General features: G+C 56.9%; 18 protein-coding genes. 9 read left to right on the top strand and 9 right to left on the bottom strand.

The genetic code is table 11. From position 1 onward, the window contains the following. The first annotated feature begins 14 nt into the window (after positions 1-14). Both RSK20926_RS16830 and RSK20926_RS16835 read left to right on the top strand, forming a co-directional pair. A complete protein-coding gene (locus tag RSK20926_RS16830) occupies positions 15-1448 on the top strand; it encodes an NAD(P)(+) transhydrogenase (Re/Si-specific) subunit beta (RefSeq protein WP_008208573.1) in 1434 nt (477 codons plus the stop codon). A gap of 298 nt (positions 1449-1746) precedes the next feature. Then, positions 1747-3027 carry a DUF3422 family protein gene (locus tag RSK20926_RS16835; protein ID WP_037255529.1) on the top strand — a complete coding sequence of 427 codons (1281 nt, stop codon included), beginning with the start codon at positions 1747-1749 and terminating at the stop codon, positions 3025-3027. Positions 3028-3160: 133 nt separating this feature from the next. On the opposite strand, the gene RSK20926_RS16840 is transcribed toward RSK20926_RS16835, so the two are convergent. The 3 genes from RSK20926_RS16840 to RSK20926_RS16850 form a co-directional block, all read right to left on the bottom strand. Further along, a complete protein-coding gene (locus RSK20926_RS16840) occupies positions 3161-4072 on the bottom strand; it encodes an ABC transporter permease (RefSeq protein ID WP_008208575.1) in 912 nt (303 codons plus the stop codon). Beyond that, entirely contained in the window at positions 4065-5072 is a 1008-nt protein-coding gene (locus RSK20926_RS16845) for an ABC transporter permease (RefSeq protein WP_008208576.1), read from the bottom strand. Before RSK20926_RS16845 ends, RSK20926_RS16840 begins: the two co-directional genes overlap by 8 nt. Before the next feature lie 143 nt (positions 5073-5215). After that, complete coding sequence (locus tag RSK20926_RS16850; protein ID WP_008208577.1) at positions 5216-6916, bottom strand: peptide ABC transporter substrate-binding protein; 1701 nt, start codon at positions 6914-6916, stop codon at positions 5216-5218. 306 nt (positions 6917-7222) lie between these two features. On the opposite strand from RSK20926_RS16850, the gene RSK20926_RS16860 reads away from it, so the two are divergent. From RSK20926_RS16860 to RSK20926_RS16885, 6 genes are all read left to right on the top strand, one after another. Beyond that, the gene (locus tag RSK20926_RS16860; RefSeq protein WP_008208579.1) at positions 7223-9043 is read left to right on the top strand and encodes an ABC transporter ATP-binding protein; all 1821 of its coding nucleotides are present in this window, start codon (positions 7223-7225) and stop codon (positions 9041-9043) included. A gap of 8 nt (positions 9044-9051) precedes the next feature. Beyond that, entirely contained in the window at positions 9052-10215 is a 1164-nt protein-coding gene (gene argE / locus RSK20926_RS16865; protein WP_008208580.1) for an acetylornithine deacetylase, read from the top strand. A 35-nt stretch (positions 10216-10250) separates the two neighbouring features. Next, the gene (locus RSK20926_RS16870; RefSeq protein WP_008208581.1) at positions 10251-10763 is read left to right on the top strand and encodes a MarR family winged helix-turn-helix transcriptional regulator; all 513 of its coding nucleotides are present in this window, start codon (positions 10251-10253) and stop codon (positions 10761-10763) included. A gap of 65 nt (positions 10764-10828) precedes the next feature. Beyond that, positions 10829-11995, top strand: a complete 1167-nt coding sequence (locus tag RSK20926_RS16875) for a M20 aminoacylase family protein (RefSeq protein ID WP_008208582.1) — start codon at positions 10829-10831, stop codon at positions 11993-11995. A 15-nt stretch (positions 11996-12010) separates the two neighbouring features. Next, positions 12011-13180 carry a M20 aminoacylase family protein gene (locus RSK20926_RS16880; protein ID WP_008208583.1) on the top strand — a complete coding sequence of 390 codons (1170 nt, stop codon included), beginning with the start codon at positions 12011-12013 and terminating at the stop codon, positions 13178-13180. A 73-nt stretch (positions 13181-13253) separates the two neighbouring features. Continuing rightward, positions 13254-14420: a M20 aminoacylase family protein gene (locus RSK20926_RS16885; protein ID WP_008208584.1), complete on the top strand. Its 1167-nt coding sequence runs from the start codon at positions 13254-13256 to the stop codon at positions 14418-14420. A 138-nt stretch (positions 14421-14558) separates the two neighbouring features. Here the strand turns inward: RSK20926_RS16885 and RSK20926_RS16890 are convergent, their stop codons facing one another. Genes RSK20926_RS16890 through moaA form a run of 3 tightly spaced genes read right to left on the bottom strand, consistent with a single transcriptional unit; the run spans position 14559 to position 17960 of the window. Continuing rightward, positions 14559-15605 carry a glycosyltransferase family 4 protein gene (locus tag RSK20926_RS16890; RefSeq protein ID WP_008208586.1) on the bottom strand — a complete coding sequence of 349 codons (1047 nt, stop codon included), beginning with the start codon at positions 15603-15605 and terminating at the stop codon, positions 14559-14561. Next, positions 15598-16926: a 3-deoxy-D-manno-octulosonic acid transferase gene (locus RSK20926_RS16895; protein ID WP_008208588.1), complete on the bottom strand. Its 1329-nt coding sequence runs from the start codon at positions 16924-16926 to the stop codon at positions 15598-15600. Before RSK20926_RS16895 ends, RSK20926_RS16890 begins: the two co-directional genes overlap by 8 nt. A gap of 11 nt (positions 16927-16937) precedes the next feature. Beyond that, positions 16938-17960 carry a GTP 3',8-cyclase MoaA gene (gene moaA, locus RSK20926_RS16900; protein WP_008208590.1) on the bottom strand — a complete coding sequence of 341 codons (1023 nt, stop codon included), beginning with the start codon at positions 17958-17960 and terminating at the stop codon, positions 16938-16940. Positions 17961-18052: 92 nt separating this feature from the next. Here moaA and RSK20926_RS16905 point away from each other — a divergent pair, with 92 nt between their 5' ends. Further along, entirely contained in the window at positions 18053-18541 is a 489-nt protein-coding gene (locus tag RSK20926_RS16905) for a hypothetical protein (protein WP_008208591.1), read from the top strand. Between the two features lie 118 nt (positions 18542-18659). Here the strand turns inward: RSK20926_RS16905 and RSK20926_RS16910 are convergent, their stop codons facing one another. The 3 genes from RSK20926_RS16910 to glmS are packed head-to-tail and all read right to left on the bottom strand — an operon-like array spanning position 18660 to position 21744. After that, positions 18660-19340 (bottom strand): DNA alkylation repair protein, encoded by a 681-nt coding sequence (locus RSK20926_RS16910; RefSeq protein ID WP_008208592.1) that lies wholly within the window; start codon positions 19338-19340, stop codon positions 18660-18662. 5 nt (positions 19341-19345) lie between these two features. Then, a complete protein-coding gene (locus RSK20926_RS16915) occupies positions 19346-19903 on the bottom strand; it encodes a pyridoxamine 5'-phosphate oxidase family protein (RefSeq protein ID WP_008208593.1) in 558 nt (185 codons plus the stop codon). A gap of 17 nt (positions 19904-19920) precedes the next feature. Then, complete coding sequence (gene glmS, locus RSK20926_RS16920; RefSeq protein ID WP_008208595.1) at positions 19921-21744, bottom strand: glutamine--fructose-6-phosphate transaminase (isomerizing); 1824 nt, start codon at positions 21742-21744, stop codon at positions 19921-19923. Positions 21745-21747: the final 3 nt, after the last annotated feature.

A 21747-nucleotide genomic window follows, 5' to 3' on the forward strand; every position in this document is an offset into this window, starting at 1 on the left:
GCGAGGCGGAAACAATGGAATACGGATTTACCACTGCCGCCTATGTAGTTGCGGCTGTTCTCTTCATTCTGTCGCTGGGCGGACTTTCGGGACAGGAAAGCGCAAAACGCGCCGTCTGGTACGGGATCGTTGGCATGGGCATTGCGGTCTTTGCCACTCTGATCGGACCGGGTTCCGGCCTTTGGCTCCTGTCGCTCCTTCTGATCGCGGGTGGCGGTGCCATCGGCTATCAGCTGGCCAATCGGGTGCAGATGACGCAGATGCCAGAGCTGGTGGCTGCCATGCACTCGCTGGTCGGGCTGGCTGCGGTCTTTGTCGGCCTGATCGCCCATGTGGAACTGGGCCGGGTACTCGCCATGGGGGCAGAGGAGAAGCAGGCGCTCGACGGTTTTGCCAAGCTTCTGGCCAAGAAAACCGCGACCGAGGTCTCAATCCTGCGGGTTGAGCTGTTCCTCGGCATCTTTATCGGTGCTGTGACCTTCACAGGCTCGGTCATTGCCTATGGCAAGCTGGCAGGCAAAGTGACTTCGGCGGCGACCAAGCTGCCGGGCGGCCATATGCTGAATGCTGGTGCGGCGGGTCTCTCGTTGATCACGCTGATCTGGTACTTTAACACCGGCGGCTTCTTCCCGCTGTTCCTGATGACACTGGCAGCGCTGTTTATCGGCTATCATCTGATCATGGGTATCGGCGGAGCTGACATGCCAGTGGTTGTTTCGATGCTGAACAGCTATTCCGGCTGGGCGGCGGCGGCGATCGGCTTCTCCCTGGGCAATGATCTCCTGATCGTGGTGGGCGCCCTGGTGGGCTCCTCGGGGGCGATCCTCAGTTACATCATGTGTAAGGCAATGAACCGCTCGTTCGTCAGCGTGATCTTGGGCGGCTTTGGTGGCAGCACCGGGCCTGCGATGGAGGTCGAGGGCGAGCAGGTGGCCATCGATGCCGATGGCGTTGCTACTGCGCTGGAAGAAGCGGACAGCGTCATCATCATCCCCGGCTACGGCATGGCGGTGGCCCAGGCGCAGCAGAATGTGGCAGAGTTGACACGCCGGCTGCGGGCCAAGGGCAAAGAGGTGCGCTTTGCGATCCACCCGGTCGCAGGCCGCCTGCCAGGCCACATGAATGTGCTCCTGGCTGAGGCCAAGGTGCCCTATGATATCGTCATGGAGATGGATGAAATCAACGAGGATTTCCCGGAAACGGATGTGGCGATTGTCATTGGCTCCAATGACATCGTCAACCCGGCGGCCCAGGAAGACCCGAACTCGCCCATCGCCGGGATGCCAGTTCTGGAATGCTGGAAAGCCAAGCAGGTCTTCGTCTCAAAACGCGGCCAGGGCACCGGCTATTCCGGCATCGAGAACCCGCTGTTCTTCAAGGAGAACACCCGCATGTTCTATGGTGACGCCAAGGCCTCTCTTGATCAGCTGCTGACGCTGATCCAGTAAAGGCTCCCTCATTAAGGTTTGAAAACGCGCCGGATTTCCGGCGCGTTTTTTCGTTGTGCCATATGTGATCCAGCTGGGGCTTTGTTTCCGATCCGCGCCTTTCAGCACGTGAAACAAGTCCGCTAGGAGGCGTGAAAGCGCTCAGCAATTTTCTAGCGAGTGGCGAGTTCGACCCCTAAGGCTCGGATTTCACCCATTGTATACCTATGTATTCATGTAACTTGTTGAAAAAAAACACTTCTGTACAGGTTTCCCCTAGGGGGATATGGTCCGGCGTACTTCTGTGGAGACCAAAGAGATGCCGCCGATCGAAGATCACCCGCTCCGCTATCAGTTAGCCAATGAGCTGCATGCCCGTCCGTTCCCGGCAATGGTGAGCCCCAGCACGGTGGTTTATCTGGCGGTAAAGCAGCCGAGGGAAGCGGCGCACCGTGATCGCAGCCTGGATCTGCGGCACCTCATGGCGCTGCTCGACCGCCATGGTGCGGTGCACCCTCAGCCAGGCGCGACGCACCATTCAGCGCAGCTGGGGCGTCACACGCTGAAATGGGAGCAGCATACAGAGTTTGTCAGCTATACTCTCTATTGCGATGGGGTTGCTGAAAGAGCCTTTGATCCTGCCGATTTTGATGTCTTCCCGGCAGATTGGCTGGCAGAAGCGCCGGGACAGCGGGTGACCTCGCTGATGATACGAATTCTGCCCAGGCCCAAGGACAGCAAGATCAAGGCCCAGCTCAGCGAGTGTTTCGTGCCCGAAAGCCTGGCGGTGGCCCAGGTCTTGGATGACAGTGCCGTGGTCGCGGGGGACTTTCGGATCGATCCGGCCGGCCACATGCGGTTTGCACTCTTTGCCAATGAGAGCACCGGCACCCAGCGTATTGGCCGCATCGTGCAGCGCCTCTGTGAGGTCGAAACATACCGCGCCATGTCGATGCTGGGATTTTCGCGCGCCCGGGAACTTTCGCCCATTATTGGCTCGCTGGATACGCAGCTGAGCGAGATGATGGCCGAGATGACTTCGGATACCATCCCGGCGGATCAGACCCTGACGCGGCTGCTGTCTGTTTCGGCGCAGTTGGAGGCCATGGCCGCACAGTCCGCTTTTCGTTTTGGCGCCACCGGTGCCTATGAAGCTCTAGTCAATCAGCGAATCAAGCTTTTGCGGGAGGAGCGCCATGCGGGCTATCAGACTTTTTCCGAATTTATGCTGCGCCGCTATGAACCGGCTATGCGAACGGTTAAATCCACCGAGAAACGGGTGGCGACCCTGGCGAACAGGGCGCGGCGCGGCGGGGAGCTGCTTCGAACCCGGGTGGATGTGGAACGCAGCGCCCATAATCAGGCGCTTTTGGCCAGCATGGACCGGCGCGCCGACCTGGCGCTGCGGCTGCAGCACACGGTCGAGGGGCTTTCAGTGGTGGCGATCAGCTACTATGCGGTCTCGCTAGCGGGCTATCTGTTCTACCCGCTGGCCGCTGCACTGGGGCTGAGCAAGGGCATGATGATTTCCATGCTGACCCTGCCCGTTGTCGGGCTAGTCTGGCTGGGGCTGCGGCGGGTGAAGCGCAAGCTGCATTGATTGGTCAGGGCGGGGAGGGGCGCTGCCCCCGGCCTGCGCCTCCCCCGGAGTATTTTTGGGAAAGATGAAGACGGGCGGGAAAGGAAAAGCCGCGCTATTGAGGGCGCGGCTTTGTTTGGTTTCTGGGTTCTGATCAGCGTCCCCGGATGCGGGGATCAAGCGCGTCGCGCAATCCATCACCCAGATAGTTGACGCTGAGCACAGTCAGAGAAATCGCCATACCGGGCCAGAAGACACGTTCGGGGTACTGTTGCAGGTAGTCGGTCGCATCAAAGAGCAGGCGGCCCCAGGTCGGGAAATCCGGCGGGAAGCCGAGACCCAGGAAAGAGAGCGAGCTTTCGGTGATGATCGCTGTTGCAATGCCAAGCGTTGCCGAGACCATGATTGGTGACAGCACATTGGGCAGGATATGCCGGGAGATCAGCTTACTGTCGGGCGTGCCGATGGAACGGGCAGCCATAACGAATTCCCGCTCTTTGATCGCCAGCACATCCCCCCGCACGATCCGCGCGGTTGGCATCCAAGAGGTGATGCCGATGGAGGCCACAATCAGGATAAAGATGCCCTGCTCGGGTCCAAATGTTGCGTTCAGTGGTTCGCGGAACAGGAGCATCATCACCAGCAACAAAGGCAGCAGCGGCAGTGCGAGGAACAGATCAGTAAGGCGCATCAGCGGCCCGTCCAGGCGTTTGAAGAAACCTGCGAGGACCCCAATGAAACTGCCCAGGAACAGGGCCAGCAGCATCGCTGTGAGACCCACTGAAACCGAGGTTGCTCCGCCTGCCATCATCCGGGCAAGCATATCGCGTCCCAGCTGGTCCGTGCCGAAGGGGTGTGCCCAGCTGGGCCCCTGATTGCGCGACCGGATATCGATATGGGTCGCCTCAATGTCCCAGACAAACGGGCCAAGATAAACTGTGGCAACGATGAGCAAGAAGAGGATTCCGCCCATCAGGGCGCCACGGTGGGATTTGAACTGGTCCCAGACATCCAGCCATTGGCTCCGCGGTGGCTGGGTCGGGATAGGATTGCTCAACTCAGTCATAGCGGATCCTCGGGTCAAGAATGCCATAGAGCACGTCTGCAATCAGATTGAAGAGCACGATCAGGACGGCAAAGATAAAGGTCAGGGTCTGCACCATCGGAAGGTCATTCGCCTGGATCGCGCCAATCAGGAGCTGGCCGATGCCGTTCACCTTGAAGACCTGCTCGGTGATGATGGCGCCGCCGAAGATCGATGGGATACCCAGAGCGATTACGGTGACAACCGGGATCATGGAGTTCCGCAGCACATGCACCATGACCACAACATATTCGCTGAGGCCCTTGGCGCGGGCGGTGCGGACGTAATCCTGGTTGAGGTTGTCCAGCATCGAGGCGCGCATGAAGCGGCTCAGCTGGGCGGTGATCTGAAGCGCCAGCACCATGACCGGCATGATCATCTGCTGCAGCTGCTTCACAAAGCTCTCCCAGCTGTCGACCACATGGGTGGTGTCATAAATCGAGGGGAACCAGCCGAGCTGCACCGAGAAAATCACAATGACCAAGACACCGGAGAAGAAGGGGGGAACCGAGAAGCCAACCATGGAAACAAAAGTCCCGAGCTGGTCGAACCAGCTGTACTGGCGGTAGGCGGAGTAGATGCCGATCGGCAGGGCGATCAGGATGGCAACCACATAGGCAGTGCCAACAACCCAGAGGGTCTGCGGCATACGCTGGATCACGATATCCATAACCGGCGAACGGGTCTGCCAGGAAATGACGCGCAGCGAGCCTTCAGAGAAGGTTGTTCCAAAGTAATGGTCGATCAGAACCTGTGGTTCGATCCAGAAGAACTGTACAATCCATTTCCAGAAACGGATGTGCATCGGTTCGCCAAGGCCCAGGGCCTCGCGCATCTTTTCTTTGACTTCAGGTGGAACGGTGAGCGGGACCTGCGCCATAGGGTCGCCAGGTGCCAGCTCTAGCAGCAGGAAGATCATCAGGCTGATAAACAGCAAAGTCGGGACTGACAGGATCAGCCGCCTGATCGTAAAGGTCAGCATAAGGTGTGGCCTTTTGCAATGTGAGGGTAAGTATCGGTCAAACAGGGCCGCCGCAGAACCAGAGTAAAAGGGAGTATACCTGCGCTTCACTCATGGTGAGAGGCCCCGGCAGTTTGCCGGAGCCTCCTTAGGGCTAGTGCCTCTTACTTGGTGCGGTGCCAGTTGGCGGCATTCCACATTTCGCTATCCCAAACGTTCAGCTCAACACCACCCAGGGTATTGGCATGCGCGGAGAGACGGCCACGGTGTACAAGCGGGATCATACCGCCTTTGGAAACCATGATGTCATTCAGGCGTTTGCCGATTTCGGCGCGGGCCTCAATTCCTGCGGTTTTGGTCAGCTCTGCGTGCAGGGCGTCATACTCGGAGTCACAGAAGCGGGAGATGTTCTCACCCTGCCACTGGGACGCGGGGCTTGGAGCCTTGTCGCAGAGGCCTGCAGCCAGATAAGACTGCGGGTCGGTACCGTTGAAGGTATTGGCGTACATTTCAACGTCCGCATAGAACTTCTGGAAGGTGTCAGGCGAACCTGGGTCACCACCGAAGAAGACAGATGCGTTGATGTTACGCAGCTCGGTTTCGATACCGATTTCGCTCCACCACTGTTTGATCAGAGCCTGGAAATCCTGACGCACGGCGTTGGTTGAGGTCTGGTACAGGATCTTCATAGGCGTACCATCTGCGGTTTCGCGGATGCCGTCGCCATTGGTGTCCTTGTAGCCTGCTTCATCCAGCATTGCATTTGCAGCAGCAATATCCTGCTTGTCGCACTGGAAGCTGTCGGAGTTGAAGGCCGCAGGAGCAGGAACCCAGTTACAGGTTACTTTACCCGCTTTACCGTAGCCGATTTCAACCAGCAGAGGACGGTCGATGGCCAGCGACATCGCCTTGTAGACGGCTGGGTCATTCAGGAAGGGGTGACCACGCTTGACCGAACGCTCATCCGCGCCCAAAGAAGGGGTCGGGTCGGTGTTGTTCAGCATGATGCGTTCAACCAGCGGGCCGAAGCCTGCCACCGGAGTGCCCTTGCCGCCTGCTTCCATCTGAGCGATGACATCAGGTGCCAACTGCAGATTCCAAGCATAGTCGAATTCACCGGTTTCCATAACCGCACGACCCGCAGCAGTTGCGTCGCCGCCACCTTTGAAAAGAACCTTGGCAAAGGCAGGCTTAGCCGGATCGCGATAGTTCTGGTTCGCGGACATGGTGATCACGTCGTTGGGCTTGAACTCTTCCACAACAAACGGACCGGTGCCGATTGGGCCAAAGTTTGCCTCGGTGCACTCAGGTGCCTTGGCGCCCATGCAGTTGGCGAACTGAGCAGCCTGAATGATGGGGCTCTCACCACCAACAAAGGGGCCATACGGGAATGGGGTGGGCTTGTCGAAAGTCACCTTGATGGTCATGTCATCCAGCGCTTCAACAGCGGTCACGCCTTCGAATTTGGTCAGCTGTGCGCAGCCGCCTTCAGGATGCATGCAGTAGTCGGCAGTGAACTTAACATCCTTTGCAGTGAATGCGCTGCCATCGGACCATTTGATTCCCGGTGCGATTTTCCAGGTGATGGAGGTCAGATCTGCCGAGACGCCGCCGTTTTCAACGGTAGGGATTTCGGACGCCAGATAAGGAATCATTTTCCCATTTGGGTCGTAGCGCGCAAGTGGCTCAATTACGAGTGCGGAGGCATCGATGTCTTTGGTACCGCCGGACAGGAAGGGGTTAAGGATCGATGGCGCTTGCCAATAGATGATGTTCACCTGGCCATCCGAGCCGCGCTCGGCGAAGGCTGCAGGTGCCAGAGCTGTAGAAGCAATTGCCCCCAGCAAAAGCGTCTTCAATTTCATTACACTCTCCTTGTTGTGCACGCATAGGGCGCGCAATTATTGATCTTTTTGGCGTCAAATGGCCCTCGAGAGAGAAGGGTTTTTGGCGGTCTGTTCCCCATGAGGCGTTGCTCGCGAAGCACAGGCCGCAGGTTTTCTCCCACGATCATGGCAATCGAAAACCAGTTTTCAACAAATTGCAAATTCCTATTTCGGATTTGCCTATGCAATATTTGCATGAGCATTTTTGAGAGAAATGCGTTTAACCTCCTGCTCAATGTGCCCTCATCCAGAGGGCTTTGTTGTGCTGAAAGCAGGGGAGCGGCCATGTTGGACAACGCGATTGCGTCCATTAAGAACTTGCGCGTGGAGTTTCAAACCAAGGACGGGCCAGTTGTCGGTGTCGAGGATGTCTCCTTTGATGTGCATCCGGGCGAAACCGTTTGTATTGTTGGAGAATCTGGCTCAGGCAAGTCTGTTTCTTCGCTGTCTTTGATGCGACTGGTGGAGTTCGGTGGCGGCGAAATTGCCGGGGGACAGTTGGTTTTTGACCGCAAGGATGGTGGCGACCAAGACCTGGCAAAAGCACCCGGGGATCTGATGAAACAGATTCGCGGAAACGAAATCGGCATGATTTTTCAAGAGCCGATGACCGCCCTCAATCCTGTCTTTACCGTGGGTCGCCAACTGACCGAAGGTCTGCGGATCCACAAGAACATGAATAAAGGTGAAGCAGAAGAACGTGCTTTGGAATTGCTGCGTCAGGTGCGAATCCCCGAACCGGAACGACGCTTGAAGCAATACCCGCACGAATTGTCTGGTGGTATGCGGCAGCGCGTGGTGATCGCTATGGCCATGGCCTGCGAACCGCGCCTCCTTATCGCCGATGAACCCACTACAGCACTGGATGTGACCATCCAGGCAGAGATCCTTGCTTTGATGGATCGCCTGAAGCGGGAGACCGGAACAGCCGTTATGTTTATTACACATGACATGGCGGTTGTGGCGCAGATGGCGGATCGTGTGGTTGTCATGTTCCGTGGCAACAAGGTTGAAGAGGGCACGGTCCAGGAGATCTTTGAAAACCCGCAGCATGATTACACGAAGGCGCTGCTGGCAGCAGTGCCCAAGCTTGGTGAGATGCGCGGCAAGGCCTATCCAGAGCCGATGAAGCTGATGGGTGTCGAAAATCAACGCATCGAACCGATTGTTGGGACCGATGAAGTCTTGCTGGACGTGCAGAATCTGACAACGCGCTTCCCAGTCAAAGGTGGTTTGCTGCGGCGTACCATTTCCAATGTGCACGCGGTCGAGGATGTCTCTTTTAAGGTCTACAAGGGTCAGACCCTGTCCTTGGTGGGCGAATCCGGTTGCGGTAAATCCAGCGCAGGGCGTTCTATCCTGCGCTTGGTTGAGCCAATGTCCGGCAAGGTGATGTTCGAGGGAAATAACCTGTTGGATCTAAATGCCTCGGAAATGCACAAGGCGCGCCTGGATATGCAAATGATTTTCCAGGACCCTTTTGCCTCGCTCAACCCGCAGATGCAGCTGATGGATCAAGTTGCGGAACCGCTGCGCAACTATGGTTTGGCCTCGGGCAGCGAGTTGCAGGATCGTGTCGCCAACCTCTTTGACCGGGTGCAGCTGCCGCGCAGCTTCATGCGCCGCTATCCCCATGAGATGTCCGGTGGGCAGCGTCAGCGGATTGCGATCGCCCGCGCGTTGGCTCTGAACCCGAAACTCATTGTCGCGGATGAGGCCGTCTCTGCTCTGGATGTGTCGGTACAGGCGCAGGTCCTGAACCTGATGATGGAGTTGCAGGCGGACCTTGGGCTGTCTTTCCTCTTTATTAGCCATGACATGGCAGTTGTGGAACGGGTCAGCCATCAGGTTGGCGTCATGTATCTGGGTCGCATTGTTGAGCTGGGGCCGCGCGATCGGGTATTCGAAAACCCGCAGCATGCCTATACCCAGGCCTTGATGAAAGCGGTGCCCATCGCCGATCCGCATAAGCGCAAGAGCGAGAAGGATCTGAACTTCAAACCGATCCCATCACCGATTCACGGGCTGGACTACAATCCGCAGCCCTCGGAGTATCTTGAGGTGGAACCAGGGCATTTTGTTCTGACGACTGATAGCGGATACTGAGGGCGAAAATGGCACAAATCCTGTCCCCGCTAGAGATCATGACCAAGCTGATCTCTTTCCCAACGGTCAGCCGCGATACCAATCTGCCTTTGGTCGATTGGGTTCAAGACTACCTTAGTTCCCATGGGATAGAGAGCCACCGTTGGGTGGATCCGGAGCAACCGCATAAGGCGGCTGTTTTTGCTCATGTAGGGCCTATGGAAGAGGGGGCAGTTGTACTATCTGGGCACACAGATGTGGTGCCGGTTGACGGTCAGCCCTGGGATAGTGATCCCTTTACAGTGACAGAGCGAGACGGCAAGTATTTTGGCCGTGGAACCTGCGATATGAAGGGTTTTGATGCCCTGGCAATCTGGGCCCTGGTCGAAGCGCATCACAAAGGCGTTTCCCGTCCTTTGCAACTGGCGCTGAGCTTTGACGAAGAGATCGGCTGTACTGGCGCGCCACCGATGATTGAAGCCATGCAACCCGTGCTGCCCAAGGGAACTGCCGTGATCGTGGGCGAACCCTCGATGATGCAAGCGGTGACTGGCCACAAGGGGGGCATTGGCTATGCCACCCATCTGATTGGTTTTGAAGTGCATAGTTCGATCATGCATACCGGCGTCAATGCCATCATGCAGGGTGCTAAACTGATCGACTGGGCCAATCAAAAGAACATCGAGAATATGGCGCGAGAGCCAGGCTCGATGCAGGCGCTCTTTGATCCGCCCTTTACCACCTGCCATGTTGGTATGATCTCTGGTGGTACTGCCCATAACATCACTGCCAAGGATTGTGAGTTCATGATGGACTTTCGGGTGGTGCCGGGTGAACAGGCCAAAGATTGGGAAGCTGCCTATCTGGCCAAGGTCAAAGAGATTGAGGTCGAGATGCAGGCCATCCACCCCGAGGCCCGGATCGAGGTGGGTAAGGGTTTCAATGTACCAGGCTTGGTCCCGGAAGAGGACGGCGAAGCAGAGATGCTGGTGCGTGCCCTGACCGGTGACAATGGCACACATGTGGTGAGTTACGGCACGGAAGCAGGACAATTTCAGGAGGCGGGTTATTCTGCCGTGATCTGCGGCCCTGGTGATATTGCTCAGGCACATCAGCCCAATGAATTCATTTCAAAGGCGCAATTTGAGGCTGGACATCGCTTCATGATGGAACTGGTGGCACGTCTCAGCTAAGGGTCGAAGGGTATGTTACTTAAAGGAATGTGCCCATGTCGGAAACCATTGCCCCGGATCAGGCTGCATCACAGCACTCAAATGGCACCCCGCGATCATTGCCAGCAGGTGTCTACGAGGATCTGGACTTTGCCGTACTTATTCAGATCGCGGGCCGGATGATTGCGCAGTATGTCGAAGCCATTGGTAAGGAAGAGCGATTGTCAGCAGGGCATTTGAGTCTTTTGGGCATGATCTACCGTAAGCCGAACCTGATACAGAATGTCTATGGCTCCATTTTGGCGATCAATGATGCCACCCTGGGGCGCTATGTGGATAAGCTGGAAGAACGGGGCCTTGTTCTGCGCCAGCGTAGTGAAAAGGATCGGCGCACCGTGCATCTTAGCCTCACCGAGGCTGGTACAGGCTATATTCTGGAAGTCAAAGCACGCTTGGCAGAACTGCGTAAAGAAGTGCAGGGCAGGTTGACCCACGGCCAGGTAGAACAATTGCAAAGCAATCTCATCACGTTTTTGTCCGCAGAAAGTCCGATAGCAGAGGAAAGCTGAGCACGGGCATGGACAAGCATATTTAACTTTTGTACCAATCATCTCAAATGAGAGGAGTTTCGGTTATGCCGATCAAAAACCGATTTGCTGAAATGCAGGGCGAGGTCACCGCCTGGCGGCGTCATCTGCATGAAAATCCGGAGCTCATGTACGAAGTCCATCAGACCGCCGCATTTGTGCAAGAGCAGCTCAAGAGCTTTGGTGTGACTGATGTAACACCGGGTATTGGCAAAACCGGTGTTGTTGCCGTGATTGAAGGCAAGACCAATACATCTGGTCGGGTCATCGGGCTGCGCGCGGATATGGATGCCTTGCCGATCCACGAAGCTTCTGGCGTTGACTATGCCTCAAAAACACCCGGTGTCATGCATGCTTGTGGCCACGATGGCCATACTGCAATCCTCTTGGGGGCGGCCAAATACTTGGCGGAGACACGGAACTTTGACGGCAAAGCGGTTCTGATCTTCCAGCCCGCAGAAGAGGGCGGCGCCGGTGGCAAGGCCATGTGCGACGATGGAATGATGGAGCGTTGGGGCATCCAAGAGGTCTATGGTTTGCACAACATGCCAGGTCTGCCGGTTGGAGAGTTTGCAATCCGGCCGGGCCCTCTGATGGCCTCCTCCGATGAGTTTGAAATCATTGTCACTGGTAAGGGCGGCCATGCGGCAGCACCGCATGATTCCATCGACACCACCCTAGTGGCCTCACAGATTGTGGTCTCGTTGCATTCAATCGTGTCGCGCAATGTGGACCCCATCAAGCGGGTGGTGCTGACCGTTGGAACCTTTGAAACCGATAGTACCGCATCGAATGTGATTGCGCATCAAGCACGTCTGCAAGGCACTGTCCGGACGCTGGACCCAGAGTACCGGACCCAGGCCGAAACCTGGGTGCGCCGCGTGGTGGAAAACACCGCCGAAGCCTTTGGCGCGAGTGCTGAGGTCAACTGGTCATCAAGCTATCCGGTTACTATCAATTCCGAGACTGAAACTGGTTATGCCGTCGAAGCGGCAGAGGCCGTTGGCATCTCAGTTGATGCGGACACCCCGCCAATCATGCCCTCCGAGGACTTCTCCTACATGCTGGAAGAGCGCCCTGGCGCCTATATCTTCCTGGGCAATGGCGATACCGCCATGTGCCATCATCCGGCTTATGTCTTTGATGACGAAGCCATTCCACTAGGCTGCAGCTGGTTTGCAGAGCTGGTGGAACGACGAATGCCAGCCAAGTAAACGAGGAAACGCGCGATGCCAGTCAAAAACAGAATTGCTGATCTGCACGAGGAAGTGGCCGCCTGGCGCCGCGACATCCACGAAAACCCAGAAATCCTTTATGAGACCCATCGCACCAGTGCCCTGGTTGCCGACAAACTGAAGGGCTTTGGCTGCGATGAGGTGGTGACGGGCATCGGTCGCACCGGTGTGGTGGCGGTCATTCGCGGCAAGAGTGACACGCGAGGCAAGGCAATTGGATTGCGCGCCGACATGGATGCTCTGCCGATGCAGGAGCAGGGGGATATCCCCCATGCCTCAAAGATCCCTGGTGCAATGCATGCCTGTGGCCACGACGGGCACACGGCGATGCTCTTGGGGGCTGCAAAATACCTGGCCGAGACCCGAAACTTTGATGGCACCGCTGTAGTGATCTTTCAGCCGGCAGAAGAAGGTGGAAATGGCGCTGAGGCCATGTGCAAAGATGGCATGATGGAGCGATTTGGCATTGATGAGGTCTATGCCATTCACAACTCTCCGGGGTTGGAAATTGGAAAGTTTGCCCTGCGCCCTGGCCCGATCCTGGCTTCGGTGGATGAGTTCACCATTCAGCTACAGGGACGTGGCGGGCATGCGGCCAAGCCGCAGGAGACAGTGGATACAACTGTCTTGATGGCGCATCTCATCTGTGCGCTGCAAACCGTTGTTGCGCGCAACATGGATCCGGTGCTGCAAGGGGTTTTGTCTATAACCTCGGCAGAGACTTCCTCTAAGGCCTTCAATGTAATCCCCGACAGGGCAGAGGTGCGCGGCACCATCCGTACCCATAGCCCAGAAGTGCGCAAGATGATCCCGGAACGTCTGCAAGAAATTGTGGAAGGGATCACCAGCACCTTTGGTGGCAGCGCAGATCTGTCCTTTCATCTCGGCGTTCCTGTTACCATCAATGATGCAGTGGCAACTGAGCATGCACGCCGTGCAGCTGAAAGCGTTGCAGGTGAAGCGGGCTGCGTCGAGGTGCCTTTGGCGATGGGAGGAGAAGATTTCTCGTTCATGCTGGAGGAACGTCCAGGAGCCATGATCCGGTTGGGCAATGGCCCATCGGCGGGGCTGCATCATCCGGAATATGATTTCAACGATGAAGCAATTCCGGCCGGCATCAGCTGGTTCGCCGAGATGATTGAACAGCGTATGCCAGCAGAGTGACTGCCATAGGCTGAGAACAGATAGATTTGCTGGTCGGTTGCTGATCGGCAGTTTTCAAACAAGGAGTGTATCAATGCCGGTCAAGAACCGTTTCGCAGAACTGCAGGATGAAATCACCGCATGGCGCCGGGATATCCACGAAAACCCAGAAATCCTTTTTGAGACCCATCGCACCAGTGCAATGGTGGCGGAAAAGTTGCAGGAATTTGGCTGCGACGAGATCGTGACCGGAATTGGTCGCACCGGCGTTGTAGGCGTGATCAAAGGCAAAAGCAGCGCTTCTGGTAAAGTGATCGGGCTACGGGCTGATATGGACGCGCTGCCCATTCATGAGGCCACCGGGCTGGACTATGCCTCCAAGACGCCCAATGCCATGCATGCCTGTGGTCACGACGGCCACACGGCTATGCTGCTCGGTGCGGCTAAGTTTCTCTCTGAGACGCGTAACTTTGATGGCACCGTTGTGGTGATCTTCCAGCCCGCCGAAGAAGGCGGCGGCGGCGGTAAGGAAATGTGCGACGACGGAATGATGGAGCGTTGGGGTATCCAGGAAGTCTATGGCATGCACAATTGGCCTGGTCGGCCAATCGGCTCTTTTGCCATCCGTTCTGGCGCCTTCTTTGCGGCAACTGACACCTTTGACATCACTTTTGAGGGCCGTGGCGGCCATGCAGCCAAGCCACAAGAAACCGTGGATACCACAGTCATGGCTGCGCAGGCGGTTCTGGCGCTACAGACCATTGCAGCCCGTAACGCAGACCCTGTCCAGCAGATCGTCGTCTCCGTTACTTCATTTGAGACCTCTTCCAAGGCCTTCAATGTGATCCCGCAGCGGGTGCAGATCAAAGGCACCGTGCGCACAATGTCGAAAGAGATGCGCGATCTGGCTGAGACACGGATCAAAGAGATCTGCAACGGGATCTCAGCAACCTTTGGCGGCACCGCAGATGTGACCTATAATCGTGGGTATCCGGTGATGGCGAACCATGACGCCCAAACCGAGTTTGCGGCAGATGTAGCCAAGAAGGTCTCTGGCTCATGCGATGAGGCGCCACTGGTCATGGGCGGCGAAGATTTCGCCTATATGCTAGAGGAACGTCCAGGCGCCTATATTCTCGTTGGCAACGGTGACAGCGCGTCGGTGCATCACCCAGAGTATAATTTCAACGATGAAGCGATCCCGGCTGGTTGCAGCTGGTGGGCAGAGATTGTTGAGCAGCGCATGCCGACTGCAAACTAAAACTGGCCTGACTGGAAAGACCTGGGGGTGGCAGCTTCTGCCACCCCTTTTTGTTGGCATGAGGCCGCAAGATGAAATCGGAAAACCTGAGGAGCAATAGAAGTTCTGCCAAGAGGGAAGCGCGAGCCAAGCCTGCGCCTATGTTCCCTGCGCCCACAGTTCTTCATAGACCCTGCTGTAGCCCTCCGCCTCACTTGCTGAGCTAAAGCTTGAAACCGCAACTTCGCGCGCGTCACGACACATCTGGCGATGCCGTTGATCATCCGTGAGAATGGAATGGGCTATTTCTGCAGCTTGTTCTGCGGCTTCCAATGGGACGATCTCGCCGGTTTTGCCCTGGCAGGCAAAAGATTGATAGTATCCGGTTCTGCTACCGACAAAGGGAACGCCGCTGGCCATGCCCTCCAAGGGAGCCATGCCGTAGCCCTCATAGCGCGGCAATTGCACAATCATCGAAAGGCTTCGCACCAGTGCGGGAAGCTCGGCAGCCTTGACCTCACCAGGGAACAGGATGCGATCCGCAAGACCGGCGGTGGTAATCTTAGCCTTTTGGGCATCTAAGAAAGCCTGATGCTCTCGCGTTGCCTTGCCCAGGACCAATGCGGTTGCACCGGGCAGCCTTGGCAGCAGGCGCAGCATGCTATCCACAAAGAGATCAGTGCCCTTTTCCGGACGAATGCGCCCAATTGTTGCAATGCCCAACGTGCCACCATAGCCAAGCGCAGTCCAAGACCGGGCAGGATCCTCGGCCGGTGAAAACAGCGCGGTGTCCACCCCGTGGGGCACGACAGCCCGTACATTGGGCACAAATGAAGCGGCCGCCTCTGTAGTTGCGACTATGGCGTCCATACGAGAGATGAGCCAACGCGGAAACGCGGAATGACGCCGCTGGGCTGCAGAGGTGAAGACCGTGCGGATTGGCAATCGCATCACATCCCGTGCCCAAATTGCCGCGCGCATCTCTGTATTGCGACGGACGTGCCAAATCGCAAAGGGTCGCTTTGGCAAAGCGGAGGGGCTGCGGCGCCTGGCCTCGGCGATGCTGATCGGCGTGGGACAATGGGGCAGGGCCTGGCCCACAAGTTGCAGATCATAGGATTTTACCTGCTGGCGCAGGACATTGGCACAGGTTGCAGAAACGCCAGTGAAGTTGCGATTGAAATTTGTCACAAACAGCTCAGTCACTTTTCGCCTCCAGGTTTAGACCCTGGATAAGTAGCTCCATTAGGTGTTCGAGCTTGGCCGCCTGTTCTGTGGCGAATAAACGCGCGGCGTTTTTCGCCTTGTCCAATTCATCCGGTTGGATGAGCCAGCCATCAACGGCTTGCGCCAGTTCTTGCGTATTAGTCACCTGCTTGGCGCCGCCGGCAGCGATCATTGGGGGGAAACTCTCAGCGAAATTGAATGTCTCAGGCCCAGTCAGCACTGTAGCCCCTGCAGTTGCGACCTCAAACGGGTTGTGTCCCCCGATTGGCTTGAGGGAGCCGCCCAAAAACACGATTGGGGAGAGGCGATACCAACTTCCGAGTTCGCCCAATGTATCTGCAAGGTAGACAGAGGTCTCGGAGTTAGGCTCTTCCCCTTTTGAACGCCTAGCGCAGGTCAGCCCCCTGGCTGTTATCAATTGTTCAACGTCATGGCCACGCTCTGGGTGGCGCGGGACTAGGATCAGGCTAAGATGAGGGTGGCGCTGGCGTAGCTGCGCATGGGCATCCAGTATGGTCTCTTCTTCACCGAGGTGGGTCGAACTGGCCACCCAGATCGGGCGACCTTGCAAAAGCGCCTGGCTGCGATGGATCAGATTTTCATCCGCCGGAAGGGGCGGGGCTGCCGCCTTGAGGTTCCCACCAGCCTGAAGGCGCTGTGGGTCAACACCAAGAGATAAGAGCTCCTCAGCCACTCTATCGTTCTGTGTCAGGATGAGGGAAAACCGGCTGAATACGAAACGCGCGGTTGGCAGACGGCTACGCCAGCGTGCCAAAGACCGCTCTGACAAGCGGGCGTTGACCAGAGCCAGCTTTACCCCGTGCTTTGCTGCTGTGGCCAAGGTGACAGGCCAGAGCTCACTATCCACAAAGATCCCAGCATCCGGTCGCCAATGTTTCAGAAAACGATCAACAGCAGCTGGGGCATCCAAGGGTGCAAATTGGTGTTGGCAACACTCCGGCAGGCGCTTTGCAGCCAGCACGGCAGAGGTCGCGGTGCCGGAGGTCAAGAGAAAACGGGCCTGGGGCAGCCTTAGCGACAACTGGGAAATCAGGGTTAGCGCCGCCTGGCTTTCGCCTACCGAAGCGCCATGGAACCAGATCATAGGCGCTTTTGCCCGCAGCTCCGGTCGTTGCGCTGTGGCATGGCCAAGACGCTCTCGCTGGCGAATTTCTTCAACGCCGTGGGCTGCAAGCTTGTTTGCTACCTTTCGAAAGGCAAAGGAAAGCAGCAGCCCCGACACCAAACGATAGGTATGATAGAGCAGCGTTGGCCTGGCGCCAGACGGGTCTTGTGACATCTTTTTGGCGCTCAGCCTCCGGTATGGCTCATATGGCGGGTCATTTGTCCGCCGACTTCCTGACGCGAATAGTCAAAGTCATGACCTTTGGGTTTGTCGCCAATCGCTGCTCGGATTGCATCCTTTAACAGACCAGCACCATCGCTGCTGGCGCGTAGCGGAGCCCGCAAATCAGCCGAGCCTTCCTGACCCAGACAGGTGTAGATTTCACCGGTACAGGTCACCCGAACGCGATTACAGCTTTCACAGAAGTTGTGGCTGAGCGGGGTGATGAAGCCAATCTTCTGGCCGCTCTCCTCCAGGCGTACATAACGCGCCGGGCCACCGCTGCGCTCGGCCAGATCGGTGACCGTGTAGTGGTTTTCATATTCGGCGCGCACGTCCTTCAGCGACCAGTACTGGCCGATGCGATTGGCTGGATCGATATCCTCCCCCATGGGCATCACCTCAATCCAGGTGAGGTCGAGGTTACGTTCCGCGCACCAGCGGGTGATTGCTGGCAATTCTTCCTCATTGAAGCCTTTGAGTGCTACCGCATTGATCTTGACCCGAAGACCTGCCTTTTGCGCCGCATCAATGCCACGCAGCACCTGCGGTAGCCGTCCCCAGCGCGTGACGCGAGCGAATTTTTCCTCATTCAGCGTATCAAGCGAGATATTCACCCGCCGAACACCCGCCGCATAGAGTGCCTCTGCGTATTTCTCTAGCTGCGAGCCATTGGTGGTCAGGGTGAGTTCCTTTAGAGAGCCGGAGTCCAGATGACGGCTCATCGCCTGGAAAAAGGTGATGATGTCGCGGCGCACCAGAGGTTCACCACCGGTGATGCGCAGCTTTTCGACACCCATGTCGATAAATGCGGTACAGAGCCGGTCCAGCTCCTCAAGTGTCAGAAGTTCTTTCTTGGGCAGAAACGTCATATGCTCAGACATGCAATAGACACAGCGAAAATCGCATCGGTCAGTGACCGAAACACGCAGATATGTAATTGCGCGGGCGAACGGGTCGATGAGCGGGGCGGTCTGAGAAACAGTCATGGGATCCTACGTAAGGCGCAGATTTGCCTAGAGCAAGTCCAGCATGCAATTTCCAACTGGCAAAGCCAAGGCCTGCGGGCTAGGTTTGGGGCATGAAGATGATTGTTCCCTGTCTGAGCGCCATGCTCTTAACCTCTGCCTGCAATCTGCCGCAGCTCAATTCCACGATTCTCAGCGGACCATCAGCGCCTGCTGACGCTTCTGTGCCCTCCGAAACCGATCCTGGCGCGCCCTTGTCGGCCATTCCGGGAGATGATGTTCCTGTTAGCGAAGTTGGCACCGGGCTGGATGGGCAGGTTTTCACCGGCTCACTTGAAGGGAAGCCTGCCTTTACCGGGCAAGGGCAGACGGTTGCATCACTTGGGGATCCAACTGTTCCCGGTCTCTGGTTGGAAACGCCACTGGTCGGCGAAGAGCTGGTGGGGCGGGTGCGGAGTGCTGCCGGTGCTGAGGTGACAGTGTTGCTGAAACCTTCGGGTGGGGATGCTGCCAGCAGCAGTCGTCTATCGATCAGCGCCATGCGGGTCCTGGGTGTGCCTTTGACCGAGTTGGTGGAGATTCAGGTTCTGCCAGCCAGTTAGACTGTGCGCCAATTGAGCTAGGTGCTGGATCCAGATTAACCCCAAGATGCACTACGCATATCGCGACCGCAGTATCAGTATGCTCTTCCTGGCTAGAGCCTCAGAGGGGCACAAACGCTCAGCCGCGGTTTAAGTATTTACCCGCTTCCTTGCGGGCAAATGGCTTCATTGCTTCGCCGTGCTCTTCAAGAAAGCGCTGGGTAGCCTGTGCGTCGTGTTTGCTCAGATCACGCAGCCACCAGGCAATCGCCTTTTGAATGAACCAATTTCGATCCGGCACATAGGTGGCGGCCCAGCCCAAGATCCGGTTGCGCCTCTCTTGATCCGCTGGTTTGAGGTTGTTCATCTTGGCCCAGGGCAAAGTGGATACCAGGGCAGCTCGGCGGGTCCACATGTGGTCTGATTGCGTCCAAGATGCAACTTGGTCCAGGCGCTCAGGTTCTGCCAAGAGGCGTTTCTGGATGGCGGTACAGGCATGGTCCGCAATAGCCCAGCTGTCAAACTCTAGAACCCAGGATTGCAGAAGATCCCAAACGGTACCGTCTTCCTTTATCCTGGCTTGGGTCAGCACCTTGCTCGCGACGATGCGAGCCTCAAAAACATCGCTTTGCCAAAGCTCTCGCGCCAGCGTCACTCTTTCTTCCAACGATAAAGTCTGCCGCCACTCCTTGGCCAGATCGTTCAGCACAGGATTGCTGATGCCGATCACGCTGCGCTTTTGCTTGTGATAGGCCGCCATCTGTTCTGCACGCCCAGGCTCTGCCAGGGATGTCAGTTGGTCTAGAGTGGGATTGCGCATTTAGATCAGCTCTCTCTGGCTGTCAAAGGGACATCAGTCGGCAGGTCATCGATGGTTTTTTGATTCTTCTCGACCCAGTAGTCGCGGATATCGTCGTCGGTTTTTCCGTCGACCCATTTTTGCATGGTATCCCGCTCGGATTGGTATTCCATGAAGGGAACTGCATATCCGCAAGAGGTCTGAACCAGATCGATAGAGACATCAAAAATCTGTCGGGCGCTGCGATGGGCCGGGAACAAGTCAGAGAGTTCGTCCCACCCAGTGTCGCCGCGGTGAAGCGTCTGGGCGAGGCCATAGCACCGCAGGATCAGTGGACGCGTTGTGAAAGAGCACCACATCAACGTCATGCGATTGGCGGCTTTCAAATGCCCCGCAGTTTCATTGCCGCTGCCGGTGAGGTTCATCCAAACAATGCGGTTTGGGCCAAGCACACGCAACGAATCCATCCCCTTGGGTGATATATTCACGCGCCCTTCGGGGGCCGCAGATCCAGTGAAGAACATATGCTGTTCTTCGATGAATTTCTGATGCGGTGCTTCGATGCTGCTAAACTGCTTGGCCATTACTGCTGTCCTTGTTGCTATTCCACCGTCACGGATTTAGCCAGGTTACGCGGCTGATCCACATCGGTGCCTTTGGCCACTGCTGTGTGATAGGCGAGCATCTGTGCGGGCAGGGCATAGAGGATGGGGGCCAGGTTGGGGTGGATCCGAGGCATCCGCACGCTGTCCCAAACCTCCTCACCTGCTGTGGCCAGCCCTTCGCTGTCAGAGATCAGCATGACCTTACCCGCGCGGGCCATGACCTCTTGCATGTTGGAAATTGACTTGTCGAAAACGCTATCGCAGGGTGCAAAGACAACCACCGGCATTTGCTTGTCGATCAAGGCGATGGGCCCATGTTTCAACTCGCCGCTGGCATAGGCTTCGGCATGGATATAGCTGATCTCTTTGAGCTTCAGCGCACCTTCCAGTGCGAGCGGATACATCAAGCCACGGCCCAGGAAGAGAACGTCTCTTGCCTCGCTCAGCTTTTTTGCGACCCGTTCCAGATCGGCATTCTGCTCAAGTCCGGCTGCAAGAACATTCGGCAACCCGCGCAGAGCATCAATATGCGCCTGCAGATCATCCGCGACGATTTCCCCCCGATCACTGGCGGCTTTGAGCGCAAGCATCAAGAGCACGCTCAGTTGGCAGGTGAAGGCTTTGGTTGAGGCAACACCGATTTCGACGCCAGCGTGAATGGGCAACGCCAGATCGCTTTCGCGCGCGATGGAGCTTTCCGGAACGTTGACCACCGAGAGGATCTTCTCCGCCTTACCCTCACAATAGCGAAGGGCAGCAAGTGTATCTGCGGTTTCGCCGGACTGTGAAACAAAGAGAGCGGCTGTTTTTCCTGGGATCGGAGGTTCGCGGTAGCGGAACTCAGAGGCGATATCGACCTCAACCGGCAGACGGGCGATCTGCTCAAACCAGTACTTCGCGGTCAGACAGGCGTAAAAGGCAGTACCACAGGCTACCATGGTCAGGCGTTCGATCTTGGAGAAATCTATGCCTTCTCCGGGCAGGATAACCTGATCCTCACCCACGGGAAGATAGTGGCGGATCGCCTCAGCAATCACGGTTGGCTGTTCCGCGATTTCCTTAGACATATAGTGTTTGTGGCCCGCTTTATCGACTTGGCTTACATCAATCCTGATGGTGCTCACCTTGCGATTGGCCAGCTCACCCTGGGCATCGCGGATCTCGAGGCTGTTGCGGGTCAGAACTGCGCGGTCGCCCTCTTCCAGATAGGTGATCTGATCGGTCATCGGGGCAAGAGCGATGGCATCGCTGCCGACAAACATCTCACCATCGCCGTGGCCGATCGCCAGGGGGGAGCCTTTGCGCGCGGCGATCAGGAGATCCTCTTCGCCGTCAAAAAGAAAGGCGAGGGCAAAGGCCCCATCCAGGAGGTCCAATGTCTTGTTCGCAGCCTCAACCGGAGTTGCGCCTTCCAGGAGGAACTTCTGCGTCATCAAGGCGATGGTTTCAGTATCCGTTTCAGTTTTGAATTCAATTCCTGTTTCTGCCAAAGAGGCGCGGAGCTCTCGATAGTTCTCGATGATCCCGTTGTGAACAACGGCGACCGCTCCGGCACGATGTGGGTGGGCATTTCCAACAGAGGGTGCGCCATGGGTGGCCCAGCGTGTATGGCCAATTCCTGACCGGCCAGCCAGAGGCTCATGAACCAGCAAGTCGCTGAGGTTGACCAGTTTGCCTACAGCGCGACGGCGGTCAAGAACCCCTTTGTTGACAGTGGCGATGCCAGCGCTGTCATAGCCGCGGTACTCCAGACGCTTCAGCGCCTCGACCAGCAGTGGGGCCGCTTCATGGTTTCCTAAAACTCCAACAATTCCGCACATAAA

The organism is Roseobacter sp. SK209-2-6 (assembly GCF_000169455.1).
Taxonomy (GTDB): Bacteria; Pseudomonadota; Alphaproteobacteria; order Rhodobacterales; family Rhodobacteraceae; genus Pseudophaeobacter.